The organism is Halobaculum rubrum, from assembly GCF_019880225.1.
Taxonomy (GTDB): domain Archaea; phylum Halobacteriota; class Halobacteria; order Halobacteriales; family Haloferacaceae; genus Halobaculum; species Halobaculum rubrum.
On record NZ_CP082284.1, the window covers coordinates 1,316,937 to 1,342,245 of the forward strand.

29 protein-coding genes are annotated in these 25,309 nt (G+C 70.5%); 21 read left to right on the forward strand and 8 right to left on the reverse strand.

From position 1 onward, the window contains the following. Window positions 1-46: 46 nt before the first annotated feature. Both thpR and K6T25_RS06960 read left to right on the forward strand, forming a co-directional pair. Window positions 47-607: an RNA 2',3'-cyclic phosphodiesterase gene (gene thpR, locus K6T25_RS06955; protein WP_222917542.1), complete on the forward strand. Its 561-nt coding sequence runs from the start codon at window positions 47-49 to the stop codon at window positions 605-607. A 90-nt stretch (window positions 608-697) separates the two neighbouring features. Further along, entirely contained in the window at window positions 698-2,344 is a 1,647-nt protein-coding gene (locus tag K6T25_RS06960; RefSeq protein ID WP_222917544.1) for a methyl-accepting chemotaxis protein, read from the forward strand. Between the two features lie 135 nt (window positions 2,345-2,479). Here K6T25_RS06960 and K6T25_RS06965 read toward each other — a convergent pair whose 3' ends face one another. From K6T25_RS06965 to K6T25_RS06975, 3 genes are all read right to left on the reverse strand, one after another. Continuing rightward, window positions 2,480-3,769, reverse strand: coding sequence for an adenosylhomocysteinase (locus K6T25_RS06965; protein WP_222917545.1), 1,290 nt, complete (start codon window positions 3,767-3,769; stop codon window positions 2,480-2,482). 55 nt (window positions 3,770-3,824) lie between these two features. Next, on the reverse strand, window positions 3,825-5,369 hold the full coding sequence (locus K6T25_RS06970) for a histidine kinase dimerization/phospho-acceptor domain-containing protein (RefSeq protein WP_222917546.1): 1,545 nt from the start codon (window positions 5,367-5,369) through the stop codon (window positions 3,825-3,827). A gap of 125 nt (window positions 5,370-5,494) precedes the next feature. Further along, window positions 5,495-6,796: an amidohydrolase gene (locus tag K6T25_RS06975; protein ID WP_222917547.1), complete on the reverse strand. Its 1,302-nt coding sequence runs from the start codon at window positions 6,794-6,796 to the stop codon at window positions 5,495-5,497. 465 nt (window positions 6,797-7,261) lie between these two features. On the opposite strand from K6T25_RS06975, the gene K6T25_RS06980 reads away from it, so the two are divergent. Beyond that, complete coding sequence (locus K6T25_RS06980; RefSeq protein WP_222917548.1) at window positions 7,262-7,870, forward strand: archaellin/type IV pilin N-terminal domain-containing protein; 609 nt, start codon at window positions 7,262-7,264, stop codon at window positions 7,868-7,870. 456 nt (window positions 7,871-8,326) lie between these two features. Here the strand turns inward: K6T25_RS06980 and K6T25_RS06985 are convergent, their stop codons facing one another. Then, window positions 8,327-9,424 (reverse strand): nucleoside recognition protein, encoded by a 1,098-nt coding sequence (locus tag K6T25_RS06985; protein WP_225917833.1) that lies wholly within the window; start codon window positions 9,422-9,424, stop codon window positions 8,327-8,329. 126 nt (window positions 9,425-9,550) lie between these two features. On the opposite strand from K6T25_RS06985, the gene K6T25_RS06990 reads away from it, so the two are divergent. The 8 genes from K6T25_RS06990 to K6T25_RS07025 all read left to right on the forward strand — a co-directional run bounded on the left by K6T25_RS06990 (window position 9,551) and on the right by K6T25_RS07025 (window position 13,769). Beyond that, window positions 9,551-10,039, forward strand: coding sequence for a hypothetical protein (locus tag K6T25_RS06990; protein ID WP_222917549.1), 489 nt, complete (start codon window positions 9,551-9,553; stop codon window positions 10,037-10,039). 126 nt (window positions 10,040-10,165) lie between these two features. Beyond that, window positions 10,166-10,318 (forward strand): 50S ribosomal protein L39e, encoded by a 153-nt coding sequence (locus K6T25_RS06995; RefSeq protein WP_222917550.1) that lies wholly within the window; start codon window positions 10,166-10,168, stop codon window positions 10,316-10,318. After that, a complete protein-coding gene (locus K6T25_RS07000; protein WP_222917551.1) occupies window positions 10,319-10,594 on the forward strand; it encodes a 50S ribosomal protein L31e in 276 nt (91 codons plus the stop codon). 3 nt (window positions 10,595-10,597) lie between these two features. Further along, window positions 10,598-11,263: a translation initiation factor IF-6 gene (locus K6T25_RS07005; RefSeq protein WP_222917552.1), complete on the forward strand. Its 666-nt coding sequence runs from the start codon at window positions 10,598-10,600 to the stop codon at window positions 11,261-11,263. A 457-nt stretch (window positions 11,264-11,720) separates the two neighbouring features. Continuing rightward, window positions 11,721-11,897, forward strand: coding sequence for a 50S ribosomal protein L18Ae (gene rpl18a / locus K6T25_RS07010; protein ID WP_222917553.1), 177 nt, complete (start codon window positions 11,721-11,723; stop codon window positions 11,895-11,897). After that, entirely contained in the window at window positions 11,894-12,379 is a 486-nt protein-coding gene (gene pfdA / locus K6T25_RS07015) for a prefoldin subunit alpha (protein WP_222917555.1), read from the forward strand. Before rpl18a ends, pfdA begins: the two co-directional genes overlap by 4 nt. A 3-nt stretch (window positions 12,380-12,382) precedes the next feature. Further along, the gene (gene ftsY, locus K6T25_RS07020) at window positions 12,383-13,510 is read left to right on the forward strand and encodes a signal recognition particle-docking protein FtsY (protein ID WP_222917556.1); all 1,128 of its coding nucleotides are present in this window, start codon (window positions 12,383-12,385) and stop codon (window positions 13,508-13,510) included. Window positions 13,511-13,541: 31 nt separating this feature from the next. Next, complete coding sequence (locus K6T25_RS07025; protein ID WP_222917557.1) at window positions 13,542-13,769, forward strand: DUF6199 family natural product biosynthesis protein; 228 nt, start codon at window positions 13,542-13,544, stop codon at window positions 13,767-13,769. Window positions 13,770-13,834: 65 nt separating this feature from the next. Here K6T25_RS07025 and K6T25_RS07030 read toward each other — a convergent pair whose 3' ends face one another. Further along, window positions 13,835-14,839 (reverse strand): THUMP domain-containing protein, encoded by a 1,005-nt coding sequence (locus K6T25_RS07030; RefSeq protein WP_222917918.1) that lies wholly within the window; start codon window positions 14,837-14,839, stop codon window positions 13,835-13,837. Between the two features lie 144 nt (window positions 14,840-14,983). On the opposite strand from K6T25_RS07030, the gene K6T25_RS07035 reads away from it, so the two are divergent. From K6T25_RS07035 to K6T25_RS07045, 3 genes are read left to right on the forward strand one after another with little or no spacing between them, the layout of a single operon-like run. Beyond that, entirely contained in the window at window positions 14,984-15,544 is a 561-nt protein-coding gene (locus K6T25_RS07035; protein WP_222917558.1) for a TATA-box-binding protein, read from the forward strand. A gap of 1 nt (window position 15,545) precedes the next feature. Continuing rightward, a complete protein-coding gene (locus tag K6T25_RS07040; RefSeq protein WP_222917559.1) occupies window positions 15,546-15,899 on the forward strand; it encodes a DUF7473 family protein in 354 nt (117 codons plus the stop codon). Further along, window positions 15,896-16,837: a CPBP family intramembrane glutamic endopeptidase gene (locus tag K6T25_RS07045; protein ID WP_222917560.1), complete on the forward strand. Its 942-nt coding sequence runs from the start codon at window positions 15,896-15,898 to the stop codon at window positions 16,835-16,837. The genes K6T25_RS07040 and K6T25_RS07045 overlap by 4 nt, the downstream gene beginning before the upstream one ends. A gap of 39 nt (window positions 16,838-16,876) precedes the next feature. On the opposite strand, the gene hisG is transcribed toward K6T25_RS07045, so the two are convergent. Next, the gene (gene hisG, locus K6T25_RS07050) at window positions 16,877-17,728 is read right to left on the reverse strand and encodes an ATP phosphoribosyltransferase (protein ID WP_222917561.1); all 852 of its coding nucleotides are present in this window, start codon (window positions 17,726-17,728) and stop codon (window positions 16,877-16,879) included. A 154-nt stretch (window positions 17,729-17,882) separates the two neighbouring features. Between hisG and K6T25_RS07055 the strand changes: the two genes are divergently transcribed. Then, entirely contained in the window at window positions 17,883-18,461 is a 579-nt protein-coding gene (locus tag K6T25_RS07055) for a DUF4382 domain-containing protein (RefSeq protein WP_225917834.1), read from the forward strand. A 19-nt stretch (window positions 18,462-18,480) separates the two neighbouring features. Here the strand turns inward: K6T25_RS07055 and K6T25_RS07060 are convergent, their stop codons facing one another. Further along, window positions 18,481-18,663, reverse strand: a complete 183-nt coding sequence (locus K6T25_RS07060; RefSeq protein WP_222917563.1) for a hypothetical protein — start codon at window positions 18,661-18,663, stop codon at window positions 18,481-18,483. A 139-nt stretch (window positions 18,664-18,802) separates the two neighbouring features. Between K6T25_RS07060 and K6T25_RS07065 the strand changes: the two genes are divergently transcribed. The 4 genes from K6T25_RS07065 (at window position 18,803) to K6T25_RS07080 (ending at window position 22,997) form a co-directional block, all read left to right on the forward strand. After that, entirely contained in the window at window positions 18,803-20,200 is a 1,398-nt protein-coding gene (locus tag K6T25_RS07065; protein WP_222917564.1) for a signal recognition particle protein Srp54, read from the forward strand. 152 nt (window positions 20,201-20,352) lie between these two features. Further along, window positions 20,353-20,673 (forward strand): cupin domain-containing protein, encoded by a 321-nt coding sequence (locus tag K6T25_RS07070; protein ID WP_222917566.1) that lies wholly within the window; start codon window positions 20,353-20,355, stop codon window positions 20,671-20,673. Window positions 20,674-20,753: 80 nt separating this feature from the next. Then, window positions 20,754-22,097 carry an MFS transporter gene (locus K6T25_RS07075; protein WP_222917567.1) on the forward strand — a complete coding sequence of 448 codons (1,344 nt, stop codon included), beginning with the start codon at window positions 20,754-20,756 and terminating at the stop codon, window positions 22,095-22,097. 66 nt (window positions 22,098-22,163) lie between these two features. After that, a complete protein-coding gene (locus K6T25_RS07080; RefSeq protein ID WP_222917569.1) occupies window positions 22,164-22,997 on the forward strand; it encodes an MBL fold metallo-hydrolase in 834 nt (277 codons plus the stop codon). Window positions 22,998-23,024: 27 nt separating this feature from the next. Here the strand turns inward: K6T25_RS07080 and surE are convergent, their stop codons facing one another. Continuing rightward, entirely contained in the window at window positions 23,025-23,972 is a 948-nt protein-coding gene (gene surE / locus K6T25_RS07085; protein WP_222917571.1) for a 5'/3'-nucleotidase SurE, read from the reverse strand. 184 nt (window positions 23,973-24,156) lie between these two features. Between surE and K6T25_RS07090 the strand changes: the two genes are divergently transcribed. Both K6T25_RS07090 and K6T25_RS07095 read left to right on the forward strand, forming a co-directional pair. Further along, entirely contained in the window at window positions 24,157-24,750 is a 594-nt protein-coding gene (locus tag K6T25_RS07090) for a magnesium transporter (protein ID WP_222917920.1), read from the forward strand. Beyond that, window positions 24,751-25,308, forward strand: a complete 558-nt coding sequence (locus K6T25_RS07095) for a magnesium transporter (protein ID WP_222917573.1) — start codon at window positions 24,751-24,753, stop codon at window positions 25,306-25,308. It abuts the gene before it with no gap. Window position 25,309: the final 1 nt, after the last annotated feature.

Below are 25,309 nucleotides of genomic sequence, written 5' to 3' on the forward strand. Positions count from 1 at the left end.
GTATGTTGCGCGTGCGGTTTTTGGTCCCCGACGACGACGCCCCCGTATGCCGCGACTGTTCGTCTCGGTCGACCTCCCGGACCGGCTCGCGGACGCGTTCGCCGCCGTGCAGGAGCCCCTTCGCGACGTCGAGAGCCTCCGGTTCACCGACCCCGAGCAGGCGCACTGCACACTGACGTTCCTCGGCGACACCGACGAGGCACGCGTCGGCGACGTGGCCGGGGTGCTGGAGGCCGCTGTCGCGGACGCCGACGCGAGCGCCTTCGAGCTCGAAGTGGGCGGCGTGGGCGTCTTCCCGTCGACCGACTATATCAGCGTGATCTGGGTCGGCGTGCGTGACGGACACGGCGCCACGGAGCTGACCCGGATCGCCGAGGCGGTCGAGCGCGAGACGGTCGCGCTCGGGTTCGACGAGGCCGACCACGAGTTCACGCCGCATTTCACCCTCGCACGGATGGACGACGCCCGCGGGAAGGGGCGGGTGCTGGAGTATCTGAACGAGGACCCGACGGTGGGACGGTTCGAGGTCGACGAGATCCGCCTCACAGAGTCGACGCTGACGACCGACGGCCCCGAGTACGAGACGCGGGCGCGGGTGCCGCTGTAGCGCCGCCGTCTCTCGGTTCCCTCGACGTTGGGTATCAGCTTCGATACGTCCGGCCAGTGGGTTATATGACGGGGACCCGAGCGGCCACGCATGAACGTCTCTACGCTGCTACCGAAGCCGCTTCGACAGGGGATGTTGACCGAGGTCATGGCGGGGTACGTGGTGTTGGCTACGCTCGGCGGCGGGCTCTCCGGAGGCGTCGCCGCCGTGCTCGGCTACCCGACGCTGCCCGTCCTCGTCGGCTGGGCCGCGACCACCGCGCTGTTCGTCGGCGGAGGGTTCGTCATCTCGTCGGACCTCATCGGCGTCTCCAACGAGCTGACCGCCAGCGCCCGCTCGCTCGCGGCGGGAGACTTCTCCACGACGTTCGATCAGGACCGCGACGACGAGCTCGGCGACCTCAACGACGCGCTGTCGGACCTGAAGTCGTCGCTGCGCGAGCAGCTCGACGAGGCGGAGGCGGCCCGTGAGGAGGCGACAGAGGCGCGCGAGCGCGCCGAGGGCGTCGTCCGAGAGATGCGCACGGCGGTCGACGAGTACGAGCGGGCGTTCGCCGCCGCCGGCGACGGCGATCTGACGGTCCGGCTCGGCGCCGACACCGAGGAGGAGGCGCTGGCGGACCTCGAGGCGGCCGCGAACGGGATGCTCGACGGGCTGGAGTCGACAGTTGGCGCGGTGGATGCGGAGGCGCGCGCCGTCGACGCCGACAGCGGAGCGCTCGCCGACGACGTGACAGCCGCGGCGGACGCCATCGAGGAGGCGAGCGGCGCCGCCGACGACATCGCGACCGTTGCCGACGACCAGCGCGAGCGACTCGTCTCGGTCACGGACGACCTGAGCGACCTCTCGGCGACCGTCGAGGAGGTAGCGAGCCAGGCCGACGAGGTCGCACGCGAGGTCGACGACGCCGCGGAGCTGGGGGAGTCCGGACGAGCGGCTGCCAGTGACGCCGCCGAGGAGATGTCGGCCATCTCCGACGAGGTGGCGAGGGCCAACGAGGCGGTCGTCACCCTGGAGTCACGGATGGACGAGATCACCGAGATGGTCGAACTGATCGAGGAGGTCGCCGAGGAGACGAACCTCCTGGCGCTCAACGCAAACATCGAGGCGGCCCGCGCCGGGGAGGAGGGCGACGGCTTCGCGGTCGTCGCCAATGAGGTGAAGACGCTCGCCGAGGAGGCCGGCGACGCCACCGACGAGATCGCCGCCACCATCGACGAGGTGACCGACGCGACCGACGAGACGTCCGACCGGATGGGACGGATGAGCGATCGGATGGAGTCGGGCGCCTCGACCGTCGAGTCGGCCGTCGAGCGGATGGACGACCTCGCGCGCGCCGTCGAGGCCGCCGCCGACTCCGTCGACGCCATCTCGCGGGCGACCGACGATCAGGCCGCGACCGCCGAGTCCGTCGTCGCCGCCGCCGAGGAGGCGTTGGAGGCCGGAGAGTCGGTGACCGATGCGGCCGAGCGCGCCGAGACCGCCAGCGGGCGCGGGCGCGACGCCGTCGCCGGCGCCGCCGACCGCGCGGAGGAACTGCGCCGGGAGGCCGAACGGCTCGGAGCGCGTGTCGAGGCGTTCGAGACCGACCAGGCCGAGGGAGCCGCCGCGGTCGACACCCGGGTTGGCGGCGGGAGGTCCGGCGGTGCGACCGCCGCCACCGACGGCGGCAGCGAGCACCCGATGGCGGGCGACGGTGACGACGAGAGCGAGTTCCGCTTCGGCGACACGCGATAGCGTCCGCGCGTCGGTCGGAGGAAACGGACGGCCTCGCGGGGGAGCGAGCGCGACGGCGCAGCCGAGCCGCTCGGGGGACGAGCCCCGGTTCGGGTCGGTGTCGCGTCCGGGGAGACGGCCGGCAGGCGTCTCAGTTCAGGTCCCGTGCTGCCACGAGCCCATGTACTCGCGCTGTTCGTCGCTGAGGTCGTCGAACTCGACGCCCTCGGCCGCGAGCTTCACCTCGGCGACCTCGCGGTCGAGTTCGTCGGGCACCTCGTGGACGCCGGCGCCGTACGCCTCGCCGTTCTCGACGAGTTCGCGCACGCAGACTGCCTGCACGCCGAACGACTGGTCCATGACCTCGACCGGGTGCCCCAGCGCGATGGGCGCCGCGAGGTTGACGAGGCGGCCCTCCGCGAGGACGTTGAGCCGGCGGCCGTCGGCCATCTCGTAGGCCTCGACGCCGTCGCGGGCCTCGTAGCGGTCGACCGCGAGGTCGTCGAGCTGGTCGAGGTTGATCTCCACGTCGAAGTGGCCCGCGTTCGCGAGGAGGACGCCGTCCTGCATGGCCTCGAAGTGCTCCTCGGTGATCACGTCGCGGTTGCCGGTGGTCGTGATGAACACGTCGCCCTGCTCGGCGGCCTCCGCCATCGGCATCACGTCGTAGCCCTCCATGTGCGCCTCCAGCGCCTTCCGGGAGTCGACCTCGCAGACGATGACGTTCGCGTTCTGGCCGGCGGCCTTCTTCGCGACGCCCTTGCCGCAGTAGCCGAAGCCGCCGACGACGACGTCCTTGCCGGCAAACGAGAGGTTCGTCGTCATGGCGATGGTCGCGAGAGAGGACTCGCCGGTGCCGTGGACGTTGTCGAACAGCCGCTTCATCGGCGTGTCGTTCACCGCGAAAACGGGGTAGTGGAGCTCGCCGTCCTCGTCCATCGCGCGCAGGCGGTGGACGCCCGTCGTGGTCTCCTCGGCGCCGCCGACGATGGAGTCGATGAGCTCGGGGTAGTCCTCGTGGATGGCCGCGACCATGTCCATCCCGTCGTCGACCGTGATCGTCGGCTCGTGAGCGATCACCGACTCGATGGCGGCGTAGTAGTCCTCGTCGCCGACCTCCCGGACCGCGTAGGAGGTGATGTTCTCGTGGGCGTCCAGCGCCGCGCTCACGTCGTCGTGCGTCGAGAGCGGGTTACAGCCCGTGATGGCGACCTCGGCGCCGCCCTCGGCGAGCAGTTCGACGAGGTTCGCGGTCTTCGCCTCCACGTGCATCGCCATGCCGATGGTCTGGCCCGCGAACGGCTGCTCGTCGGCGAACTCCTCGCGGAGGTGGTTCAGGATGGGCATGTGCTGGAGCGCCCAGTCCATCTTGCGGCGGCCCTCCTCGCGGGCCGAGTCGGGGTCGTCGAGGTGATCGGTGACGGGCGGATACGACTGCGTACTCATGTGGTCAGGATGGGTCGGGGGCGGTATAATCCCGCCGAACTCCGATCACGCCGCCTCACTCGTCCCGAGCCACGAACGGGGCGAACGACCCGACGAGACAGCCCCAGACCACGTGGCCGAGCAGCGACGGCAGCGTGAGATTCGGGAGCTCCGTCGGGATCCCGACGCTGTTGAGCCACAGCCCCATGACGACGCCCGCGGCGACGAGCCAGAGGGCGAAGCCGTACGCGATCCCGAGGGGAACCGACCGACGCAACGATCCGAGGGCGCCCGACACGGGGGACGCCGAGAGCCCGGCGACGAAGATCGTCGCGAAGACCGCGCTGTGAAACAGGTGTGCCACCCAGCCGCCGATCGAGGCGTCGGCCCCGTACAGCGCGCCGATGACGGCGAGCGACCCGGTCGCCGCCTCCAGAACGGCCCCCATCGCGACCCCGGCGACGAGTCCGGCCACCAGCGACCGCCGCAGCGTCTCCGGCTTCACGCCCGGGTCGTTCCCGGGCGGGGCGTGTTCGCCGGTCCGGAGCAGGCGGACCGCCACTCGGGTCCGGCCGCCGTCGCGGACGACTTCCACTCCCCCGCCGTACTGTGCGGCGAGGAGGTGGAGGATCGGCGCCCCGTAGTCGACGTCGTTGTGCTCGTACTCGGGGACGCCGTCGACCAGCACGTCGGTCTCGCGGTCGGAGAGCCACGAGCCGGGCGCCTCGACGGCGACCGTGACGGTCGTCGCGTCGACCGCGACCTCGACGGCCGCCGCGCCGTCGCCGTCCGATGCCGGGGGCAGCGAGAACAGCTCCGCCAGCAGGGTCGTGAGGTTCGAGTCCGCGCGCACCGAGACCGACCCGATATCGTCGCCCCGAACCGCCATCGGGCCCTCGACCGTCCCGCGTGCAGAGGCGACCGCCTCGTCGAGCGGAACCGGCGCGAGCGAGGCGTTCGTCTCCCGCGTGGACCGGATCAGGAACTCGAGCCCCTCGATCGTCCGTTCGATGCGGTCGATCCCCGACCGGATCGCCGCGTGGCTGCGGTCGTCGTCCGGAGCCAGGCCGTCGGCGAGCAGGTCGGCGTGCCCCCGGACGGCGGTGATCGAGTTGCGCACCTCGTGACGGAGCTTCCGGTCGAGCAGGACCACCTGGTCGGCTTGGCGCTCGAGTTCGTCCCGGTACCGGTCGGCGGTCGCCGAGCGGGCGCCGATCACCACGCCGGCCGCCCCGCCGGTGAGCACCATCGTCGCGACGACCCCGCCGAGGCGCGCGCCCATCGGACCGCCCGTCGCCCCCGTCACCGCGACGAGCGAGGTCGCGGCGAGGAAGACGCAGCCGACGGCAAACCATCCGGCGACGGTACGGACGTACCGCCTGCCGTACGTCGATATCGCGAGGTTGAACCCGTACAACACCACCCCGAACCCGAACACGAGCGGGACCGTCCGCGTGGCCGTCATCCGGAGCGTCGGCGCGGCGGTCGTGTAGATCAGGTCCGCGACGAGGAACCGCGTCAGGACGAAGGCGACGACGGCGATGAGGAGACCGCTCGGTTTGATGACGCGCTCGTTTCCTGCAGAGGGGACCGCCACGACGACCTCCTCTTCGAACAGCATGATAAGCGCCCGTCGGTCGGGCGAATATCGCGCACAGCCGATAGCCGCGATCGTTCCGGCGCCCCCTATTGCGGATCACAAGAGAGACCGGTCGACGGGGTCCAGATCGGGGTCGCAGGTCCGTGTTACTCTCCAGCGCGCGCGACGAGCGCCTCGGCGTGGTCCTGCGCTCGCTCGCGCACGTCCGCCTCGTCGAAGGCGAGCACGTCGCGGTCGCGCATCAGCACCTCGCCGTCACACACCGTGTGGCGCACGTCGCTCCCGCGGGCGGCGTACGCGAGATGCGAGACGAGGTCGTGTTCGGGCGTCAGGTGGACGGCCTCGAGGTCGACGACGGCGAGATCGGCGTTCGCGCCCGCCTCGATCCGGCCGGAGTCGAAGCCGAGCGCGTCGGCGCCGCCCTCGGTCGCCATCCGGACGGCGGTCTCGGCGTCGACCGCAGCGGCGTCGTCGGCCGCGAGTTTGCCGAGCATGGCGGCGTCGCGGATCTCGTCGAAGAGGTCGAGGTCGTTGTTCGAGGCGGCGCCGTCGGTGCCGAGCGCGACGGTCACGCCCGCGTCGAGCAGCTCCTGTACCGGCGCCATCCCGGACGCGAGCTTCATGTTCGAGGCCGGGCAGTGGGCGACGGCGGTGCCGCGCTCGGCGAGCGTCTCGATCTCCGAGGCGTCGGTGTGGACGCCGTGGGCGACCCACGTGTCCTCGGCGAGCAGGCCGAGGTCGTCGGCGTACTCGGTCGGTCGGACGCCCGCCTCGGCGTCGATCTCGTCGAGGTAGGTCTCGGTCTCGTTCAGGTGGAAGTGCAGCGGGACGCCGGCCTCGCGGACTCTCGGGACGAACTCCTCGAAGTACTCGGTGCCGACGGTGTGGGGCGCGTGCGGCATCACCGCCGTCCGGACCCGGCCGTCGGCGGCGCCGTCGTACTCCTCGGCGACCGCGATCGACTCGGCGAAGTCGTCGCGTGCGGCCTCCTCGTCCTTGCCGACGGTGACGACGCCGTGGCCGACGCGGGCGCGGAGGCCGGCCTCGCGGACCGCCTCGACGACCTCGCCGACGTGGAAGTACATGTCCGCGAAGGCGGTGGTTCCGCTCCGGATCAGCTCGACGGCCGCGAGTCGGGTGCCGACGGCCACGTCCTCGGGCGTCAGCTCCGCCTCAGCGGGCCAGATGTCCTCCTGAAGCCAGTCCTCGAGGGCTTTGTCGTCGGCGTAGCCGCGGAGGAGCGTCATCGTCGCGTGGCCGTGGGCGTTCACGAGCCCCGGCATCACGAGCGAGTCGGTCGCATCGAGCGTTCCGTCCGCGTCGCCGGCGAGGTCGGGCCCGACCTCGAGGATCTCGCCCGCGTCGGCGTCGATCAGGACGTCGGCGCGGATCACGTCGAACTCGGGCGTGAGCACGCGCCCGTCGGTGACGGCGAGTGTGTCGGTCATGTCTGTGGGTCGCGGCGGTCGGCTACTGAAAGCGTCGGGATCGTCGCGCGACCATGTGGCGGGATCGATGCGAAGGGACGCGGTGGGGGGCAGGCACGTTCACGCGAGAACCACGACCAGCGCGACCGAGATGACCACCAGCGTGAACCACCCTACCCTACTCGATCGCGGCTGACGCCGTTCGCTGCTTGAGGGCAGGGCTTCCTGAATACGAGGTTCGTATCGCCATCAGTACAGCGCGTGGAGAGCGTAGCTACCGTGGCATCTAGCGACAGCTACGATTGCACTCCACTTCCCTCGACGAACGGGGAGTGGCCCCCTGCGATGCCGAGTGATCCTCGGCGTGATGAATGCGAACACGGTTGGAGGTCTTCCGCCAATTTCCAGCCCGTTCTCATAGTTGATTTCTCGTAGGAGAGATATATACGTCAGGTGAGATTCGGTTGTCTTGTTCGGTAGAAACCAATGTTCGAGTTCATTACGGACGAGGAAGAGCGCGGGCAGGTGGGTATCGGGACGCTCATCGTGTTCATCGCGATGGTACTCGTGGCGGCGATCGCCGCGGGCGTTCTCATCAACACCGCCGGCTTCCTCCAGAGCAAGTCGCAGGAAACGGGTCAACAGAGCAGCAAGCAGGTCAGCGACCGGGTTCAGGAAGTCGCCACCGTCGGCAACGTTGACAGCAATGGGGAAATCGACATCGTCAACGTGACCGTGACGCAGGCACCCGGTGCCGGCGAGATCGACATCCAGAACGCGACCGTCACCTGGATCGGCCCGACTGGAACCTACCAGTTGGTCTCAACAACAGATAATTACGACAACCAGAAGCCCGCCAATCAAGAGTTCTCCTACTCCAGCGTTAAAGACGCCGATGACTCGGGCAGCGTCCTCAACGACGCGGATGACCGACTAAAACTCGTGTTCGACATCAGTACGTACGCGGGCACCGATAATAACCTCGGCGAGGGTGAGGAAGTGACGATCAAGGTCAACACGATGGCCGGCGCGACCACGGAGATCCGGTTCACCGTGCCCGAGTCGCTCGGGAACAAGGAAGCCGTCGAGCTGTAAGTCGGCGCCCCCTTTCTCTCGGTTCGCTCGCTCTCGAGTAGTAACACCTCCCCAGCGGCGACAGCGAGAGGCTGACCCTGAAATCGAGCCCCACACACGCGTGAACGAGCCGTTCAGCTGGCCAGGACATCCGATTCTGGGATCGCTGAGACGCGACTCGTGGCCGTCTCAGGCCAGGACCGCTCGGAAGTCGGCCGTAGCTCTGTGTTGCCAGCCGCCTCGTTTCGTCTCGAACACCAGGACCGACGACGATCGGACGCCTGAACAGCACCGTGTGACCGGCACGTCGCCGATCGAAACGGGAGCGAGTTGGTCGAGGGACAGGCCGAATTGCCTCTCGATCGATACGAGCTCGCCCGGGGGTTAGACGCCCAACGCTTCTTACCGAGATGATCCGTTCTCACGCTGGCCGTCGGGGCGAACTACCGGCGATCCCGTTCGGCCACAGATCGGTGCTCACGCGAGGAACACGACCAGCGCGAGCGAGATGAACACCACCTTCAGCGCCGTGTTCACCGCGATCACCTTCGATCCGAACTCCGGCCCCCAAACGCCGTACTGGAACGGGATCGAGCGCTTGAACGTCGAGAACGCGAACGAGACGATCCCGCCGATCAGCAGTCCGGCGACCGCCTGTTCGGGCGTCAGCGTCGAGCCGATGAGCGGGGCGAACGCCGCCGCCCCCGCGGTCGTGTCGAACACGAACACGACGATCGCGGGCACCACCGCCGCTGGCAGGCCGACGACCTCGGCGAACGGTCCGGCGACGTCGCTCGACAGCGCCTGGAGGTCCACGCGAGCCACGAGCACCGTGACGAGCACGTACACGACCGCGAGCCGCGGCACGATCCGGCGGAGCGTCGACCACGTCGACTCGGCGGCCGCCGCCAGTTCGTCGCGGAGCTCCCCGTCACCGTCAGAGTCCTCCGGGCCGTCGGCGCCGTCCGGGTCCGGGGCGCCGCCGGGATCCGCGGAGGTCGCCCCGCCGTCGGTCGCCTCCCGGACCGTCTCGGCGTCCGGACGAGCCCGCGCCTCGCCGCGAAGCAATAGCGCGCCCGCGAGCACCCCGGTGAACGTGATCCCGAGCGCGATGGCCCCACGGGTGCCGACGTACAGCACGCCGGTCTCGCGGCCGAGGATGGGGATGACGACGGGAACGTAGAACGTGAACAGGTGCTGGACGAAGCCGAAGAACGTGTTGATGACGACGGCGACCATCGTCGCGCGGTCGGACAGGCGACCGGACTCGCGGAAGTCCGCGAGCATGCCGTAGCCCGCGGTCGTCGACGCCGCGGTCGTGACGATGGCGGTGCCGGCCTCGTCCGGGAGGTTCGCCGGGCCGGTGAGGTATCGCGAGAACCCCGCGATCCGTTCGACGAGCCCGAACTCGACGGCGACGTTCGCGAGGAACACCCCGACGGCGATGAGCACCGCGATGCGCGCGACCCGCGCTACCGCGTCGACGACGAGCGGGAAGAGGTTCACGAGAACCGAAACGGGGTCCGCGGAGATCTGGAGGGAGTCCGCACGGAGTGCGGCGCCGACGGCGTCCATGGACGCACTCCGGGCGCGGCCGGTAAGCCGGTTTCGCCGCGTCGGTTCCCCCTTCCCCGTTGCTCCCGGAGCGTTCCACCGAAACGGGCGGCGGATTTATCCTATCGGCCGGGAAACCTGACTCGAATGCGCGGCCGAGGGCAGACGAGGACGACGATTCGTCATCGGGTGAGCGAGCCGGCGCTGACGGGACTCGGCGCCGGCGCCGTCGTCGTCCCCGCCCCGCTGTTCGCCGCGGCCGTCGCCGTCGACGGGTGGACCGCCGGGCTCGTCGGGCTCGCGGCGACGATCGGCGTCGCGCTACACGTGGCGTTTGCGGCCGCCGACGCCGACGACGGCGGCCTCTCGACAGCCGACGACCCGGTGCGACGGGCGGGACTGGCCGGCGGCGGGGCGTTCCTCGCCGGCGCGCTCCCGTCGCTGGTAGTGCTCGCGGGGGTCGCGTTGGGGTTCCTGCTCGCGATCGCCGTCGTCGCCGCCGAGTTGGCGGTCGTCGCGGGGTTGCGCGTTCGGTTCGTCGGCGGCGACGTGCTGGAAACGGCGGTTCGCGTCGTCCTCGGCGGCGCACTCGCGGTCGCCCTCGGCGCCGGCGTCGGCTCGTTGGCAGGGATATGACTCCGAGTACGCGAGGACTGTGGTCCTGGGCACACGGGGACTGCGATCCCGGGACGGGAGGAGTGGCAGAGCCACGCGTCCGGATAGACAGGGTTTTCCCTTCCGGCGATGGATATGCCGGATACCATGACTAAGAAATCCAAGGGCAAGAAGAAGCGCCTTGCCAAGCTGGAGCGGCAGAACAGCCGCGTGCCGGCGTGGGTGATGATGAAGACCGACATGGAAGTGACCCGTAACCCGAAGCGACGCCACTGGCGGCGCTCGGACACCGACGAGTAAATGAGCGCCAACGACTTCGAGGAGCGCGTCGTCACGATCCCGCTCCGCGAGGCGAAGCAAGCGCCGTCCCAGGAGCGCGGCGACAAGGCGATGTCGCTCATCCGGGCGCACCTGGCGAAGCACTTCTCGGTCGACGAGGACGGCGTTCGCCTCGATCCGGCGGTCAACGAGACCGTCTGGGCGCGCGGGCGCCAGAAGCCGCCGAGCAAGGTTCGCCTGCGCGCGGCTCGCTTCGACGAGGACGGCGAGGTCGTCGTCGAAGCGGAGCCGGCCTGAGGCGTGCTTCGCGTTTCGTTCGCCGGGTCGTCGTACGTCGGAGTGTACGCGCACGCCGCCAGCGACTGCCTCGTCGTGCGGCCCGACGTGGAGGACGACCTCGCCGACCAACTCGAGCGCGAGTTCGGCGTCGACGTGTTGGCCACGACCGTCGGCGGCTCCGGCACGGTCGGCTCGCTGGTCGCGGGCAACGAGCACGGGACGCTCGTCTCCCGACAGGCGACCGACCGCGAGATCGACGCGCTCCGCGAGGCGACCGACGATCCCGTCGAGCGCCTCCCGGGGAAGCTCAACGCCGCCGGCAACGTCGTCCTCGCGAACGACTACGGCGCGTACGTCCACCCCGATCTGACCGACGAGGCGGTCGACGTGGTCGAGGCCGTACTCGACGTGCCGGTACGCCGCGGTTCGCTCGGCGACGTCAACACCGTGGGCACCGCCGCGGTCGCCAACAACACCGGCGTCCTCTGTCACCCGCACAGCGAGGAGCCGGAGTTGGAGGCACTGGAGGAGCACCTCGACGTGTACGCCGACCTCGGCACCGTCAACTACGGCGCGCCGCTGGTCGGCTCGGGACTGCTCGCCAACGACGACGGGTACGTCGTCGGCGAGGACACGACTGGGCCCGAGCTGGGTCGGATCGACGACACGCTCGGGTTCATCGAGTAAGGCGAGGCCGACCGCAGGGAGGCCTCGGAAGAACGGCGGCGAGCTTGCGGGCGAGCCGCCCACGATAGAAGCGTCGCCGAGCGAGCGGAGCGAGCGAGGCGACGGACGACGGCGGAGCGGTCCTGTGCCGCTCCGCCCACGAAAACAGCGAGGCCGACCGCAGGGAGGCCTCGGAAGAACGGCGGCGAGCTTGCGGGCGAGCCGCCCACGATAGGAGCGTCGCCGAGCGAGCGGAGCGAGCGAGGCGACGGGCGACGGCGGCGAGGTGTTCGCAGGCGACCGGGAGAGTCTGCGCGGCCCGAGCCGCCCGCGAACCATCGACTCGAAAAGCGGGCAATCCCCCCGTGAGCCGCCCGCGAACGACCGACCGGACAGGTCGTCGTCGCTACGGGCGTCCGTTGGGCTCGGGGCCCCGAGTCGGAAGGTACTTCCCGCTCCCGAGCGGTTTTTCGGGCACATGAGCCAGTACACTGTTAGCGGCGAGTTCCAGACTCGAGACGGGATGCAGGCGTTCACCCGCTCGCTCGACGCGGTCAACGAGAACGTCGCGCGCGAGCACGTTCTCTCGAAGTTCGGTGCCGAGCACAACCTGAACCGCAGCCAGGTCGAGATCGGCGAGGTGGTCGCCGAATGAGCCTCGGTGGTGGCGGTGGTCAGGGACAGCAGCAGCTCCAGCAGATCTCCCAGGAGATCCAGGCGATCGAGGACGAGATCGAGGAGCTCGAAGGGGAGATCGAGGACCTTCGCCAGGAGCAGCGTGACATGGACGACGCCATCGAGGCCATCGGCCAGATCGAGACCGGGTCGACGGTGCAGGTGCCGCTGGGCGGCGGCGCGTACGTCCGCGCGGAGGTTCAGGACCTCGACGAGATCGTGGTGAGCCTCGGCGGCGACTACGCAGCCGAGCTCGAGGAGGGCGACGCCGTGGAGGCGCTCGAAGGGCGCAAGGACACCCTCGACGACCAGATCGACACCGTCAGCGAGGAGAAGGCAGACCTCGAGGCCGAAAGCCAGCAGCTCGAACAGCAGGCCCAGCAGATGCAACAGCAGATGCAGCAACAGCAGATGCAGCAGATGCAGCAGATGTCCGACGAGGGCGACGACGGGGACCAGTAAGGGATGTTCGACGGCCTGAAGGACAAGCTCTCCTCGTTCCGGGAGGACGCAGCCGAGGAGGTCGAAGAGAAGGCCGAGGAGGCCGACGCCGAGACGGAGACGGCCGCCGACGCGGACGCGACGGCCACACCCGAGGCGGCCTCCGACGCAGACGAGACCGAGGCGTCGAGCGCTCCGGCGCCCGACGCCGAGTCGGCGACCGAACCCGACGGAGACGAGGCGGCCGACGACGAGTCCTCGGGCCCGGGACGGCTCAAGCGCGCGGCGGCGTTCGCCACCGGGAAAGTCGTCATCGAGGAGGAAGACCTCGAAGCCCCCCTTCAGGATCTGGAACTCGCGCTGCTGTCCAGCGACGTGGAGATGAGCGTCGCCGATCGAATCCTCGACACCGTCCGCGAGAAGATGATCGGCGAGACGCGTGCGCAGGTCCAGACGACGGACCAACTCGTCACGGAGGCGCTCCACGACGCGTTGCTGGACGTGATCAGTGTCGGGCAGTTCGACTTCGAGCGGCGGATCGCCGAGGCCGACAAGCCGGTTACCATCGTGTTCACCGGCGTCAACGGCGTCGGCAAGACCACGAGCATCGCGAAGCTCTCGGAGTGGCTCGACGAGCGGGGCTACTCGTCGGTGCTCGCGAACGGCGACACCTACCGCGCCGGCGCGAACGAGCAGATCCGCGAGCACGCCGAGACGCTCGACCGGAAGCTCATCGCCCACGAGCAGGGCGGCGACCCCGCCGCCGTCATCTACGACGGCGTCGAGTACGCCGAGGCCAACGACATCGACGTGGTGCTCGGCGACACCGCGGGTCGGCTCCACACCAGCAACGACCTGATGGCGCAACTGGAGAAGATCGACCGCGTCGTCGACCCCGACATGACCCTCTTCGTCGACGAGGCGGTCGCCGGACAGGACGCGGTCAAGCGCGCCCAGGAGTTCGACGACGCGGCCGCCGTCGACGGGTCGGTTCTCACGAAGGCCGACGCGGACTCCTCGGGCGGCGCCGCCATTTCCATCGCGTACGTGACCGGCAAGCCGATCCTCTTCCTCGGCGTCGGGCAGGGGTACGACGACCTGCGGCGGTTCGACCCCGAGGAGCTGGTCGACGAGTTACTCGGCGAGCGGTAACCCTTTGCCGACGGCCGGCGAGCCGGCTCGTGTGTGCCCTCCGAACTACCTGTTTCTCGCGGTTCTGGGTCTCCCGCTCGGCACGCTCGCGGCGGCGAAGCCGTACGCCGTCACGAAGGCCACCGAGGTGGTGGACGCGATCGGTCGCAAGCCGAGCGGATCGGTCGAGCCGGCGGACTGGAACGTGCTGCTGACGCGCGTCGTCGGCGCCGCGTTCGCGGTGCTCGGCGCCGGTGCCGCGGTCACGTGCGTCCTGTGACGTGACGCCGTCACGGCTCGGCAGACACTACCGCGAGCGGCTGTACCGTCGCGGATCCGTCCCCGCTACGATCGCTCCAACACGTGCACGTGTCGAACGAGGCTGCGGTGAACCCGCCGCTCGAAGGTGTCGGTCACTCGCCAGCCGGCGGCGACGGCGGCCTCGCGCCACGACCGATCCGCGACCAGCACGCCCCGCGGGGCGACCCGCGCGGCCTCCACAAGGGCGTCGCTCACGAGGTCATCGAGGCTATGGCGCGCGATCTTCGACTGGCGGCCGTACGGCGCGTCGAAGACGACGCCGTCGACCGCGTCGTCGCGGAGCGCGAGCGCGGTCGCGTCGCCGCGGAGGAGATCGAACCCGCCGGGCGGGCCCTCGGCGGCCGTCGGCGACCCGGCGTCCCCGTTCAGGTAGTGCGCGAGGTTCTCGCGGGCGCCGCCGACCATCTTCGCCTGCGCGTCGTTGCCGACCACGTCGCTGCCGACGAGGCCGGCCTCGATCAGCACGCCGCCGGTCCCACACATCGGGTCGAGGACCCGGGTTCCCGGCCCCGCCCCGGCGAGGTTCGCGTACGCGCGGGCGTCCATCGGCGCCATGCTCCCCGGTTGGAAGAACGGCCGATCCGTGGGCCGACGCGTCGAGAAGTCGCGGACGGACTCGGCGACGACCCACCCAACGAGGCAGGTGTCGTCGGCGAACAGCACGCGGAGGGTGTGGTCCGGGTCGTCGAGGTCCACGTCGAAGCCGCGGGCGACGAGCGCGCTCCCGCATTCGCGTTCGACCTCGCTCGTCGAGACGGCGGCGCTGTCGCGGAGGACGCGCGCGCGGACGGCGACGGTTCCCTCGCGGTCGATGCTCGCCGCCTCGACGACGGCCCGGGCGCTGTGCGGGTCCGCGTCGGCCCGTCCGAGCAGGTCGAGCGCGCGCCTGGTGTACGCCAGTCCGCACGCCCGATCGGGGTCGACCGCGTCGGCGATGGCCAACCCCGGGGCGACGCGTTCGATCCCGGTCGCGGCGGCGACCCCGGCCTCCAGCGCCGCGAAGCGGTCCTCGTCGCCGACGAACTCCAACCCGTACACGCCCGGAGGTGCGGCGTCGCGGCGCTTGAACGCACGGGTTCGCGTCGAAACGGGCGTCGCTCGATAGCGCGGGGCCGATCCGCATCGGGCGGTGCGGTACTACTTTATTTGTTTAAACCGTCGGTTCGGGTGAGAATGGCCGACCCCACGGAGTCGATACACATCGAGAACGTCGTCGCGTCGACAGGGATCGATCAGGAGTTGGACCTCCAGACGGTCGCCATGGATCTAGAAGGGGCCGACTACGACCCCGAGCAGTTCCCCGGCCTCGTCTATCGCACCGCCGACCCGAAGAGCGCGGCGCTCATCTTCCGCTCGGGCAAGATCGTCTGTACGGGCGCCAAAAGCACCGACGCCGTCCACGAGGCGCTCCACATGGTGTTCGACGAACTGCGAGCGTTGGAGATCCCGATCGAGGACGATCCCGAGATCACCGTCCAGAACATCGTCACCTCCGCGGACCTGGGGACGGACCTCAACCTGAACGCGATCGCGATCGGGCTCGGTCTGGAGAACATCGAGTACGAGCCCGAGCAGTTCCCCGGCCTCGTCTACCGGATCGACGAGCCCGACGTGGTGGCGCTGCTGTTCGGCTCCGGGAAGCTCGTCATCACCGGGGGGAAAGAGCCAGCCGACGCCGAGGCGGCCGTCCGCGTCATCTCCGAGCGCCTCTCGGAACTGGGGCTGCTCGAGTAGCGTGCTGCTACAGCTGTCTCCGTTGGGGGTCGTCGGCGGGTTCCTCCTCATCGCGACGCTGTCGACGCTGTTGGCGAACACGGCCGCCTACTTCGTGCTCGGGAACGAGGCGGAGCTCCGGCAGGCGATCCCGCCGGGCGTCGCGATGGCCACCGTGGGGTTGACCGCGGCCGTTCTGCCCGCGGCCGCAACCATCGCGCTCGCGCTCGTCGTCGATTTCGGTGTCGTCCGACTCGCGTACGGGCTGGACCGCCGCGGCACCGCGATGATCACCGCGATGCACTACGCGCTCACGATCCTCGCGGCGTACGGCATCAACAGCGTGCTCGCGATCTACCAAACCGCGCCGGTATGAGCCCCGGCCGTCTCGGTGCCCGTCTTCGGTATCCGGTGTGGAACGACGCCGAGCGTCGCCCCCGCGCGCCCGTTCGACTCTGTGTCGCGCTCGTGCTCGTCGGGCTCGGACTCCTCGCCGGGGGCGTCGCCGGAGTCGTGCTCGCCCTCCCCGTTCCGTTGTCGACCGTCCTCCCGATGCTCGCGATCACCGGGGCGATACTGCTTTCGGCGCGATACGTCGACCGCCGACAGCTCTCGGATCTGGGCCTCCGACGAGAGCCGGAGTGGATCGCCGATCTCGCCGCCGGGCTCGCGCTCGGCGTGCTCCTCCAGACGCTGATCGCGGGCGTCGGCCTCGCCGGCGGGTGGTTCCGCGTCGCCGGCACGCTCGCGGGGACGGCCGCCGGCTTCGGCTCCGCCCTCCTCGTGTTTCTCGTCGTCGGCGTCTACGAGGAACTGCTCTCGCGGGGGCTCCTGCTCGTCAACGTCGCCGAGGGGCTCCGGTTCGCGGGCGAGCGCGTGGCGGTCGGGGGCGCGCTCGTCGTTTCGGCCGCCGTCTTCGGCCTGCTCCACGCGGGCAACCCGGGCTCCTCGCTCGCGTCGACGCTCGGCGTCACCCTCGCGGGCGCGTTCCTCGGGGTCGGCTTCGTGCTCACCGGCCGACTCTCGTTTCCCGTGGGCGTCCACGTCTCGTGGAACGCCGCGCAGGGGCTGTTGTACGGCTTCTCCGTCAGCGGGCTCGGCGTCGACGCCGCCGTCGTCGACCTCGAACCGACCGGCCCGGCGCTCGTGACCGGCGGGTCGTTCGGCCCCGAGGCGGGGCTGCTCGGGATGGGCGCGGTCGTGCTCGGCTCCCTCGCGACGGTCGCGTGGGTCCGCTTCCGCGAGGACGACGGTCGCGGAATCGGGATCGATCCACGGGTGGTGGCACCGGCACTGCGGTGGCGGGCGAACTGAGTTCGGACGGGAAAGCAGCGGTGAGCCCGTGCGAGGGTCCTATTCCACGAGCCGTTCGATCTCGGTGACGAGGACGTCGCTCGCGCCGACCCGCTTGAGCTCGTCGATGACCTCGAACACCGCGCGTTCGTCGACGACGGCGTGAACCGCGACGTGTTCGGTGTCGCCGTCGGCGACGTCCATCACCGTCGGCCCCCCCATCCCGGGGAGCACCTCCTTCACGTCCGCGAGCGCCTCGCGCGGGGCGTTCATCATCAGGTAGCGCTTGTCCTCGGCGGCGGTCACCGACTCGAACGCCGTCGCCACCTGCCCGACCTTGTCGTCCTCGGCCACGTCGGGGCGCGCGAACAGCCGGACCGAGGAGGCGAGCACCTCGTCGACGATCGCGAGGCGGTTCACCTGGAGGGTGGTGCCGGTGGAGGTGATGTCGACGATCGCGTCGGCCATGTCGACGTGCGGGGTGAGCTCGGTGGCGCCCGTCACCTCGACGATCTCACAGTCGATCCCCTCGTGCTCGAAGTAGTCGCGGGTGATCCGGGGGAACTCGGTGGCGACCGTCAGCCCCGCCACGTCGGCGGGCTCGGCGATGTCGCCGTCCTCGGGCGCCGCGAGCACGAGGCGGCAGCGACCGTAGCCCAGATCGAGGAGATCGACGAGGTCGTGGCCCGACTCGCGCGCCTGATCGAGGCCGGTGACCCCCACGTCGGCGGCGCCGTCGGCGACGTACTCGGGGATGTCTGCGGCACGCGCGAACAGTACGGACACCTCGGGGTCGACCGTGTCGGCGTACAGCTGCCGGTCGGCCGTGTTCTCGATGTGCAGGCCCGCCCGTTCGAGCAGGTCGATCGTCGGCTCGTGCAGGCGGCCCTTGTTGGGCACGGCGATGCGCATGGGCGGGAGGACGGCGGCACCGTCCTTGAGTCCGTCGGGCGGAACGTCCGCGGGGGAGACATCCGTCGGGCGATTCCTCCGCCCGGCGGAACGACATCGGTCGGGGTCGGGGCCACCACTGACTTCCCCCCTCCGAGCGAAGGATCGAGTGTCGATGAACCGACGAGAGTATCTCCGGTCGACGGCCGGCCTCACAGCGGTGGGGACGGTCGGTCTGACCGGCTGCATGGGGGGATCGGGCGGAACAGGAACGCTGGCGACACACGTGAGCGACCAGCCGGGCGACATCGGCGACTTCGAGTCGCTCGTCGTGACGGTGTCGGAGGTGCGGATCCAGCCCGCCGACGGAGAACTGATCGCGGAGTCCGTGGACGACGTGACCGCGGACCTGACGAAGCTCCAGGGCGACAAACAGAAGCTCGTCGCCCAGTCGGAGCTGGAGCCTGGCGACTACGAGTACGTCCACCTCGGCATCTCGAACGTCGAGGGGACGCTCGCGGACGGGAGCGAGACGAGCGTCGACACCGCCGGCGAGGCGGGCCTGAAGTTCCAGACGTTCGTCGTCGACGGCGAGGAGTCGGAGACGTTCGAGATCCGCAGCGAGGAGACCGCCTCCTTCACGGCGGACTTCACACCGGTCAAGCAGGGCGGCTCCGGGAGCTACGTGCTCAAGCCGGTCGCCGACGAGGTGATCGTCACCTACGAGGACGTCGAAGCGACGACCTCGGCGTAGACTGCGACTCGCGTCGTTTTCATATCACTCCCCCGACCAGCGTCGCCGCCAGCGCGACCAGCACGCCGGTGGACGCGACCCGAACCGTGCGGGCGGCGCGGCCCGAGCCCAGCGCGCCGATCCGCCCCGCGAGCGCGCGCGGGGGATGAGCGAGGCCGAGAGCGAAGCGAGTGAGCGCGCGCAGCGAGTCGCGGGAGCGCACAGCGGCGGGGGGTTTCAAGGCCGACGACGGTACCGCCGAATCCACGCCACTCACACTACCCGCGAACACCACCCGCGAACGAGCCACCGACGGACAAGGAAGCCTTTACCGCACGGACCGACTACCTCGATTAAGACCAATGGTACTCGACGACCTGGGGAGTTCTCTCCGGAGCACGATGGACTCGCTCCGCGGGAAGTCCCGTATCGACGAGGAGGACGTGCAGGCAGTCGTCAAGCAGATCCAGCGCTCGCTGCTTTCGGCCGACGTCGACGTCGACCTCGTGATGGAGCTGTCGGACAGCATCGAAACCCGCGCGCTGGAGGAGGAGCCCCCCGGCGGCACGACCGCACGCGACCACGTCCTCAAGATCGTCTACGAGGAGATGGTCGGCCTCATCGGCGAGTCGACCGAGATCCCGCTGGAGGAGCAGACGATCGTGCTCGCCGGCCTCCAGGGCTCGGGGAAGACCACCACCGCCGCCAAGATGGCGTGGTGGTTCTCGAAGAAGGGCCTCCGGCCGGCGGTCATCCAGACCGACACCTTCCGCCCCGGCGCCTACGACCAGGCCCAGCAGATGGCCGACAACGCCGAGGTGGAGTTCTACGGCGACCCCGACAACGACGACCCCGTCGACATCGCCCGGAAGGGACTGGAGGCGACCGAGGACGCCGACGTGCGGATCGTCGACACCGCAGGCCGCCACGCGCTGGAGGACGACCTCATCGACGAGATCGAGCGGATCGCCGACGCGGTCGACCCGGACCGATCGCTGCTCGTGCTCGACGCCGCGATCGGGCAGGGCGCCAAGGATCAGGCGCGGCAGTTCGAGGAGTCGATCGGCATCGACGGCGTCGTCATCACGAAGCTCGACGGGACCGCGAAGGGCGGCGGGGCGCTGACGGCCGTCAACGAGACCGGGTCGTCGATCGCGTTCCTCGGCGCCGGCGAGACGGTGCAGGACATCGAGCGCTTCGAGCCCGACGGCTTCATCTCGCGGCTGCTCGGGATGGGCGACCTCAAGCAGCTCTCCGAGCGCGTCGAGCGCGCGATGAGCGAGACCCAGGAGGAGGACGACTGGGACCCCGAGGACATGATGGAGGGGGAGTTCACCCTGAAGGACATGCGCAACCAGATGAAGGCGATGGACCGCATGGGCCCCCTCGATCAGGTGCTCGACATGATCCCCGGCATGGGCGGCGGCATCATGGACCAGCTCCCGGACGACGCGATGGACGTGACCCAAGACCGCATGCGGAGCTTCGAGATCGCGATGGACTCCATGACCGAGCGGGAGATGGAGAACCCCGAGATCATCAAAAGCGACCGGCTGGAGCGGATCTCCCGCGGCTCCGGCGTTCCCGAGGAACGTATCGAGGAGCTGCTCGAACAGCACAGCATGATGAAGCGGACGATGGACCAGTTCGGCAACATGGGCGACGGCGATATGCAGCGGATGATGAAAAAGATGCAACAGCAGGGCGGCGACGGAGGCGGCGGCATGGGCGGCATGGGCGGCATGGGTCCGTTCGGGTGAGGCCGAAGTAAGGTGAGGTGAGGTGAGGTGGGGGAGGCGCGGCGAAGCGGGGTTCGGTGCGGTCCCGAGCGAGCCCGACCGACGGCCCGCTCGATTCGTGCACGGCTGGAACCGCCGACAGTTACATGGGCGTTTCGCGGATTCGACCGACCGTGAGCTACACAACCGTCAACTATCACGACGTCGAACCGGCCGCGGGCGCGATGCACTTCCTGCGCGATCCGCTGGAGTGTGCCCACGTCGGCGTCACGGTCGTCGACTGCGACCCGGGCTGGACCGGAACGGAACACGACCACGCCGAGCGCGACCACGAGGAGGTGTACCTGCTCGTCGAGGGCGCCGCGACGGTCGCCGTCGACGGCGAGGAGATCGAGCTGGAGCCCGGCGACGCCGTCCGGATCCCGCCTGACGCGACCCGGCAGATCCGCAACGGCGACGCCGAGAGCACGCTGGTGCTCGCCGGCGCGCCGTAGCGCGGACGTCGTCTCCCGTGAACCGCCCGAACGACCGCTTTCGCTCGTCTTTTGACCCCGACAGCCGTCCCCCGAGGCGAATGGGAGCCGGAACCGCGACGAAGCGGAGCCTCCGCGCGCTCGCGGAGTACGACGTGCTCGCGCTCACGGCGCTCATCTGGTTCCTCGCGAAGTTCCTCCGGTACGCGTTTCCGCCGCTGTTTCCCGCCTTTCGGGACGCGCTCGGCGTCTCCAGTGCGGTCCTCGGCGTCGCGTTCACCGCGATGTTGACCGTCTACGCCGCGATGCAGTTCCCAAGCGGCGCCCTCGCCGACCGGATCGGGGCGCGGCGGGTGATCGTCGCCGGCGCGGTCGTCACCGGGGTCGGCGCGCTCGTGCTGGCGGTTCCCGTCCCCGAGCCGCTCGCGCTCGGCGTCATCGTCGTCGGGATGTTGCTCGTCGGGCTCGGCACGGGCGTCCACAAGACCGTCGCCGTCCGCCTGCTCTCGCGGCTGTACCCCGGCCGGACCGGCCGCGCGCTCGGGGTGCTCGACACGCTCGGCGCCTTCGGCGGCGTCGCCGCGCCCGCCGCCGTCGTCGCGGTCACCGGCGCGACGGTCGCCGGCGTCGCCGTCCCGTGGCTCGACTGGCACGCGCTGTTCCTCGCGGGGGCAGTCGCCGCCGGCGGCCTCGCGCTCCTGTTCGGTCGCAGCGCCCCCGACCCGGGAGCGGCCGACCGCGACGCCGCCGGCGACGGGGCGGACGACGGAAACACGGATGACACCGCTGACACCGACGACACCGCTGACGCAGCCGACACTGCGGACACCACAGACACCCACGGCGACGGCGTCGCCGCCGACGCCGGCGGGCTCCGCCGCTACGCGGCGCTGTTTCGCGAGCCGACCTTCGCCGTCTTCGTGCTCGCGACGGTCTGTTTCTCGTTCGCGTACAACGGCGCCGTCGCCTTCCTCCCGCTGTATCTCACCGACGCCGCCGGGCTCCCGGGAACGACGGCGTCGCTGTTGTACTCGGGGCTGTTCGTCGTCTCGCTCGTCCAGTTGGTCACGGGCGACCTCTCGGACCGCGTCGGGCAGCTCCCGGTGATCGCCGCGACGCTCGGGCTCGCGACCGCCGGGCTGCTCGCGCTGCTGTCGGTCTCGGGCGTCGTCGCCGTCGGCGCCGCGGTGGTGGCGTTCGGCCTCGGCTCCCACGGCTTTCGGCCCGTGCGGGGCGCGTACCTCGCGGCCGTCATCCCCGAGGCGTCCGCGGGCGGCGGGCTCGGCGTCGTCCGGACGCTGTTGATGGGCGCCGGCGCGTTCGCGCCCGCCGTCGTCGGCGGCGTCGCCGACGCGACCGGCTTCGGCGCGGCGTTCGGCGTGCTCGCGGCCGCGCTGGTGGCGTCGCTGGGGCTCACCGGGGTCGTCGCGGTCGTGGACCGGTGAGTGACGGTGTGGTAGTTCTCGACACACTGCCGAAACATCGGAGTGTCGCCCCCGCGTCGACCCCTCGTGCGCTGTACCCTGCTCGGCACGGGCGACGCGCTGGGCGTCCCCGTTCCCCTGTGCGACTGTGAGTTCTGCGCGGCGAGCGACCCGCGGCGACGGCCCGGCCTCCTGATCGAGGCGGCGGGGACGACCGTCCTCCTCGACGCCCCGCCCGACGTGACCCCCGCGCTGCACGGGGCGAACGTGACCGGCCTCGACGCCGTGTTCCTCACACACGGCCACTACGACCACGCGAGCGGGCTCTCGGAACTGAATCACACCCGCTACGAGCGCCACCTCCTGAACGGCGACGACCTCGGCCACGACCACCCGGTCGCCGACCCCTTCGAGGCGCACGTGCCCCGCAGCGTCCTCCAGAAGTACGCCACGGAGCGACCAGGTCTCGTCGAGCGCCTCGGGATGGAGGTCGTCCAGTCCGGAGATCGGGTGTCGGTCGGTCCCCTCTCGGTGACGCCGTTCGGGGTCGATCACGGGGATCCGCTGTTCCCGACGCTCGGCTACGTCGTCCGCGGCCCTCGGTCGGACCCCGGTCGGGGCGACGACGGGTCGGAAGGGGCGGTCGTCGGCTACGCGCCGGACCTGAACGCCGCACCCGACCCCGAGACCGTACCCGGCGACGGTCTCGATCTCCTGTTCGCCGAGGGGTCGGTCCTCGGTGCGGAACTTCACGCCGACGCCGCCGAGCTACGGGCCGGCCTCGATCGCCTCGACGCCGACCGGCGCGTCGCCACGAACGTCTCCGAGCACATGCTCCGGATGCACACCGAGGCGGTCGAGGAACGTGCTCGTGAGTACGGCTACGAGGTGTGGGCCGACGGCGACGCCACAACGTTGTGAGGCGAACCCGGCGCGTCCGGTGTCGACTCAGTCGTCGTCCGCGACCGCGGCCTCGCGCTCGTCGCGCCAGTCGCGGTTCACCGCGGCGACGAGGTCGTCCAGTCGCTCGGAGTGAACCGGCGTCTGCGGCACCCGGAGCGGGGAGACGCTCGCGTCGCCGTCGACGACGGCCGCGCGGTCGGACCACGCGGGGTAGGAGTCGGCCACCTGCTCCAGCGTCGGGTGCCGCCCCGGCTGGTCGAGTCGCGCCCAGAAATCGGACTCGAGCCGCCAGTCGCCGTCGTGGGTCTCGCGCTCCTCGGCGGACGCCTCGCGCACGTCGACGCCGTAGTCGGCCAGCGGTTCGGTGAGTCGGAAGTCACAGGCGGGCGCGTCGACGGGGGCGTTCACCGAGAACAGGTCGGCGTCGGCGAGGTCCGCGCGGGAGTCGCCGGCGGCGGAGCCGCCGCTGGTCGTGACGTCTGCGCCGTCGTCGCGGGCGTCAGCACCGACGCGATTCCCGCCGCGTTCGAGCACGTGCTCGACGAGCAGCCGGGTGAGCCGCGCGGGCGTCTCGAAGGTGAACTCCGCGGGCGGGAAGAACTCCTCGCGGTGGTACGCGGAGACGGCGACCGCGGGCACGCCGAGATACGCCGCCTCGACGGCCGCGCCGACGGTGCCCGAGTGGCCCATGATGTACTCGCCGCAGTTCGGCCCGTGGTTGCAGCCGGAGACGACCAGATCGAACTCGGTCTCCAGCGCCCGGAGCGCGTAGGCGACGCAGTCGGCCGGCGTCCCGTGGACCGTGTGGCCCCACTCGTGGCCGTCCACGTCGACGGCGCGCGAGCGCGACCGTCCCACCCCCGACTGGTTCTCCGCCGGCGCGACGACGGTCACGTCGGCGACGGCGCGCAGTTCCTCGTACAGCGCCGCGAGACCGGCGGCGTCGACGCCGTCGTCGTTCGTCAGCAACACCCGTGCCTGCGAGTCGGTCATGTACGGTGTCTGGTCGCTCGCCGCCAAGTGCCCGTCGGTCGATCCGCTCACGATCGGTTCGTGATTGCGACACGACGGCGACGCGACAGCGACGCGGCGAAGACGCGGACGTGAACGTGACACCGTCACGGCGGAGGCGGCGATGGCACCCGACTTTTGGTCTCCGGGGTCGTCGGTAGGCGCGATGGGGATCCGCGAGACGGCCGAGGAGGCGTATCGCGAGGCGCTGCCGGCGCTCGCAACGAGCGCGGTCGGCGGGCTGTTCGCCGGCGTCGTCCTCGGCGGGATGCGCGCCGAGCTTCGGGCGGTCGAGGGGCTGCTCGTGCTCGTGCCGGCGCTGCTCGCGACCCGCGGAAGCGTGTTCGGGAGCTTCGGAGCCCGGATCGCGACCGGACTCCACCAGGGGGTCGTCGAGCCGCGGGTCGATTTCGGCGACGAGCGACTCCGCGCGGCGGCGACGGCCGCGCTCGCCAACGGCGTGCTCGTGTCGCTCGTCGCCGCCGTGCTCACCGTCACGGCGCTCACCCTGCTCGGGAGTCCGGTCGCGTCGCTGCCGGTCATGCTCGGCGTCGCGCTGATCGCGAGCGTGCTCTCGGGAATGGCGCTGACGGCCGTCGTCCTGCTGGTCGTGTTCGCGGGGTACCGTCGGGGGTACGACCCCGACACGTTCGTCGGCCCGGTGGTGACGACCACCGGCGACGTGGCCGGCGTATTCTTCCTGCTGGTCGCGGCGCGGACCGTTCTCGCGCTAGTTGGTTCGTTCGGGGGTGGCCCGTAGATGCCGACCGAGTGGTCCGTTCGCGCCATCACCCGCGCGATGTTGCCGGTGTTGCTCGTGCTCGCCCTCGTCGAGTTGGGCTCGGGGCTGGTGCTCGGAATCTTGGAGGACCGGCTGCTCCGGTCGCCGTCGCTGCTCGTGCTCGTCCCCGTCACGATCGGCACCGCGGGCAACCTCGGCTCGATCCTCGCGGCGCGGCTCTCGACGGCGTTTCATCTCGGGACGCTGTCGTTCGACCCGAGTGACGACACCCTCGCCGGAAACGCCGTCGCCACCGTCGCGCTCGCGGTCACGCTGTTTCCGGTCATCGGCCTCGCCGCGTGGGCGCTGGCGGCGCTCCTCGGGGACACGACGCTCGCACCCGGAACGGTGTTTCTGGTCGCGCTGTCGGCCGGGGTCGCGCTGGCCGTCCTCGCGGTCGCGGTGACGCTCGCGACGACGTACGCGGCGTATCGCCTCTCGCTCGACCCCGACGACGTGGTCATCCCCGTGGTCACGAACGTCTGCGACGTGCTCGGCGTCGTCGTCCTGTTCGCCGCGGTCGTGGCGTTCACGTAGC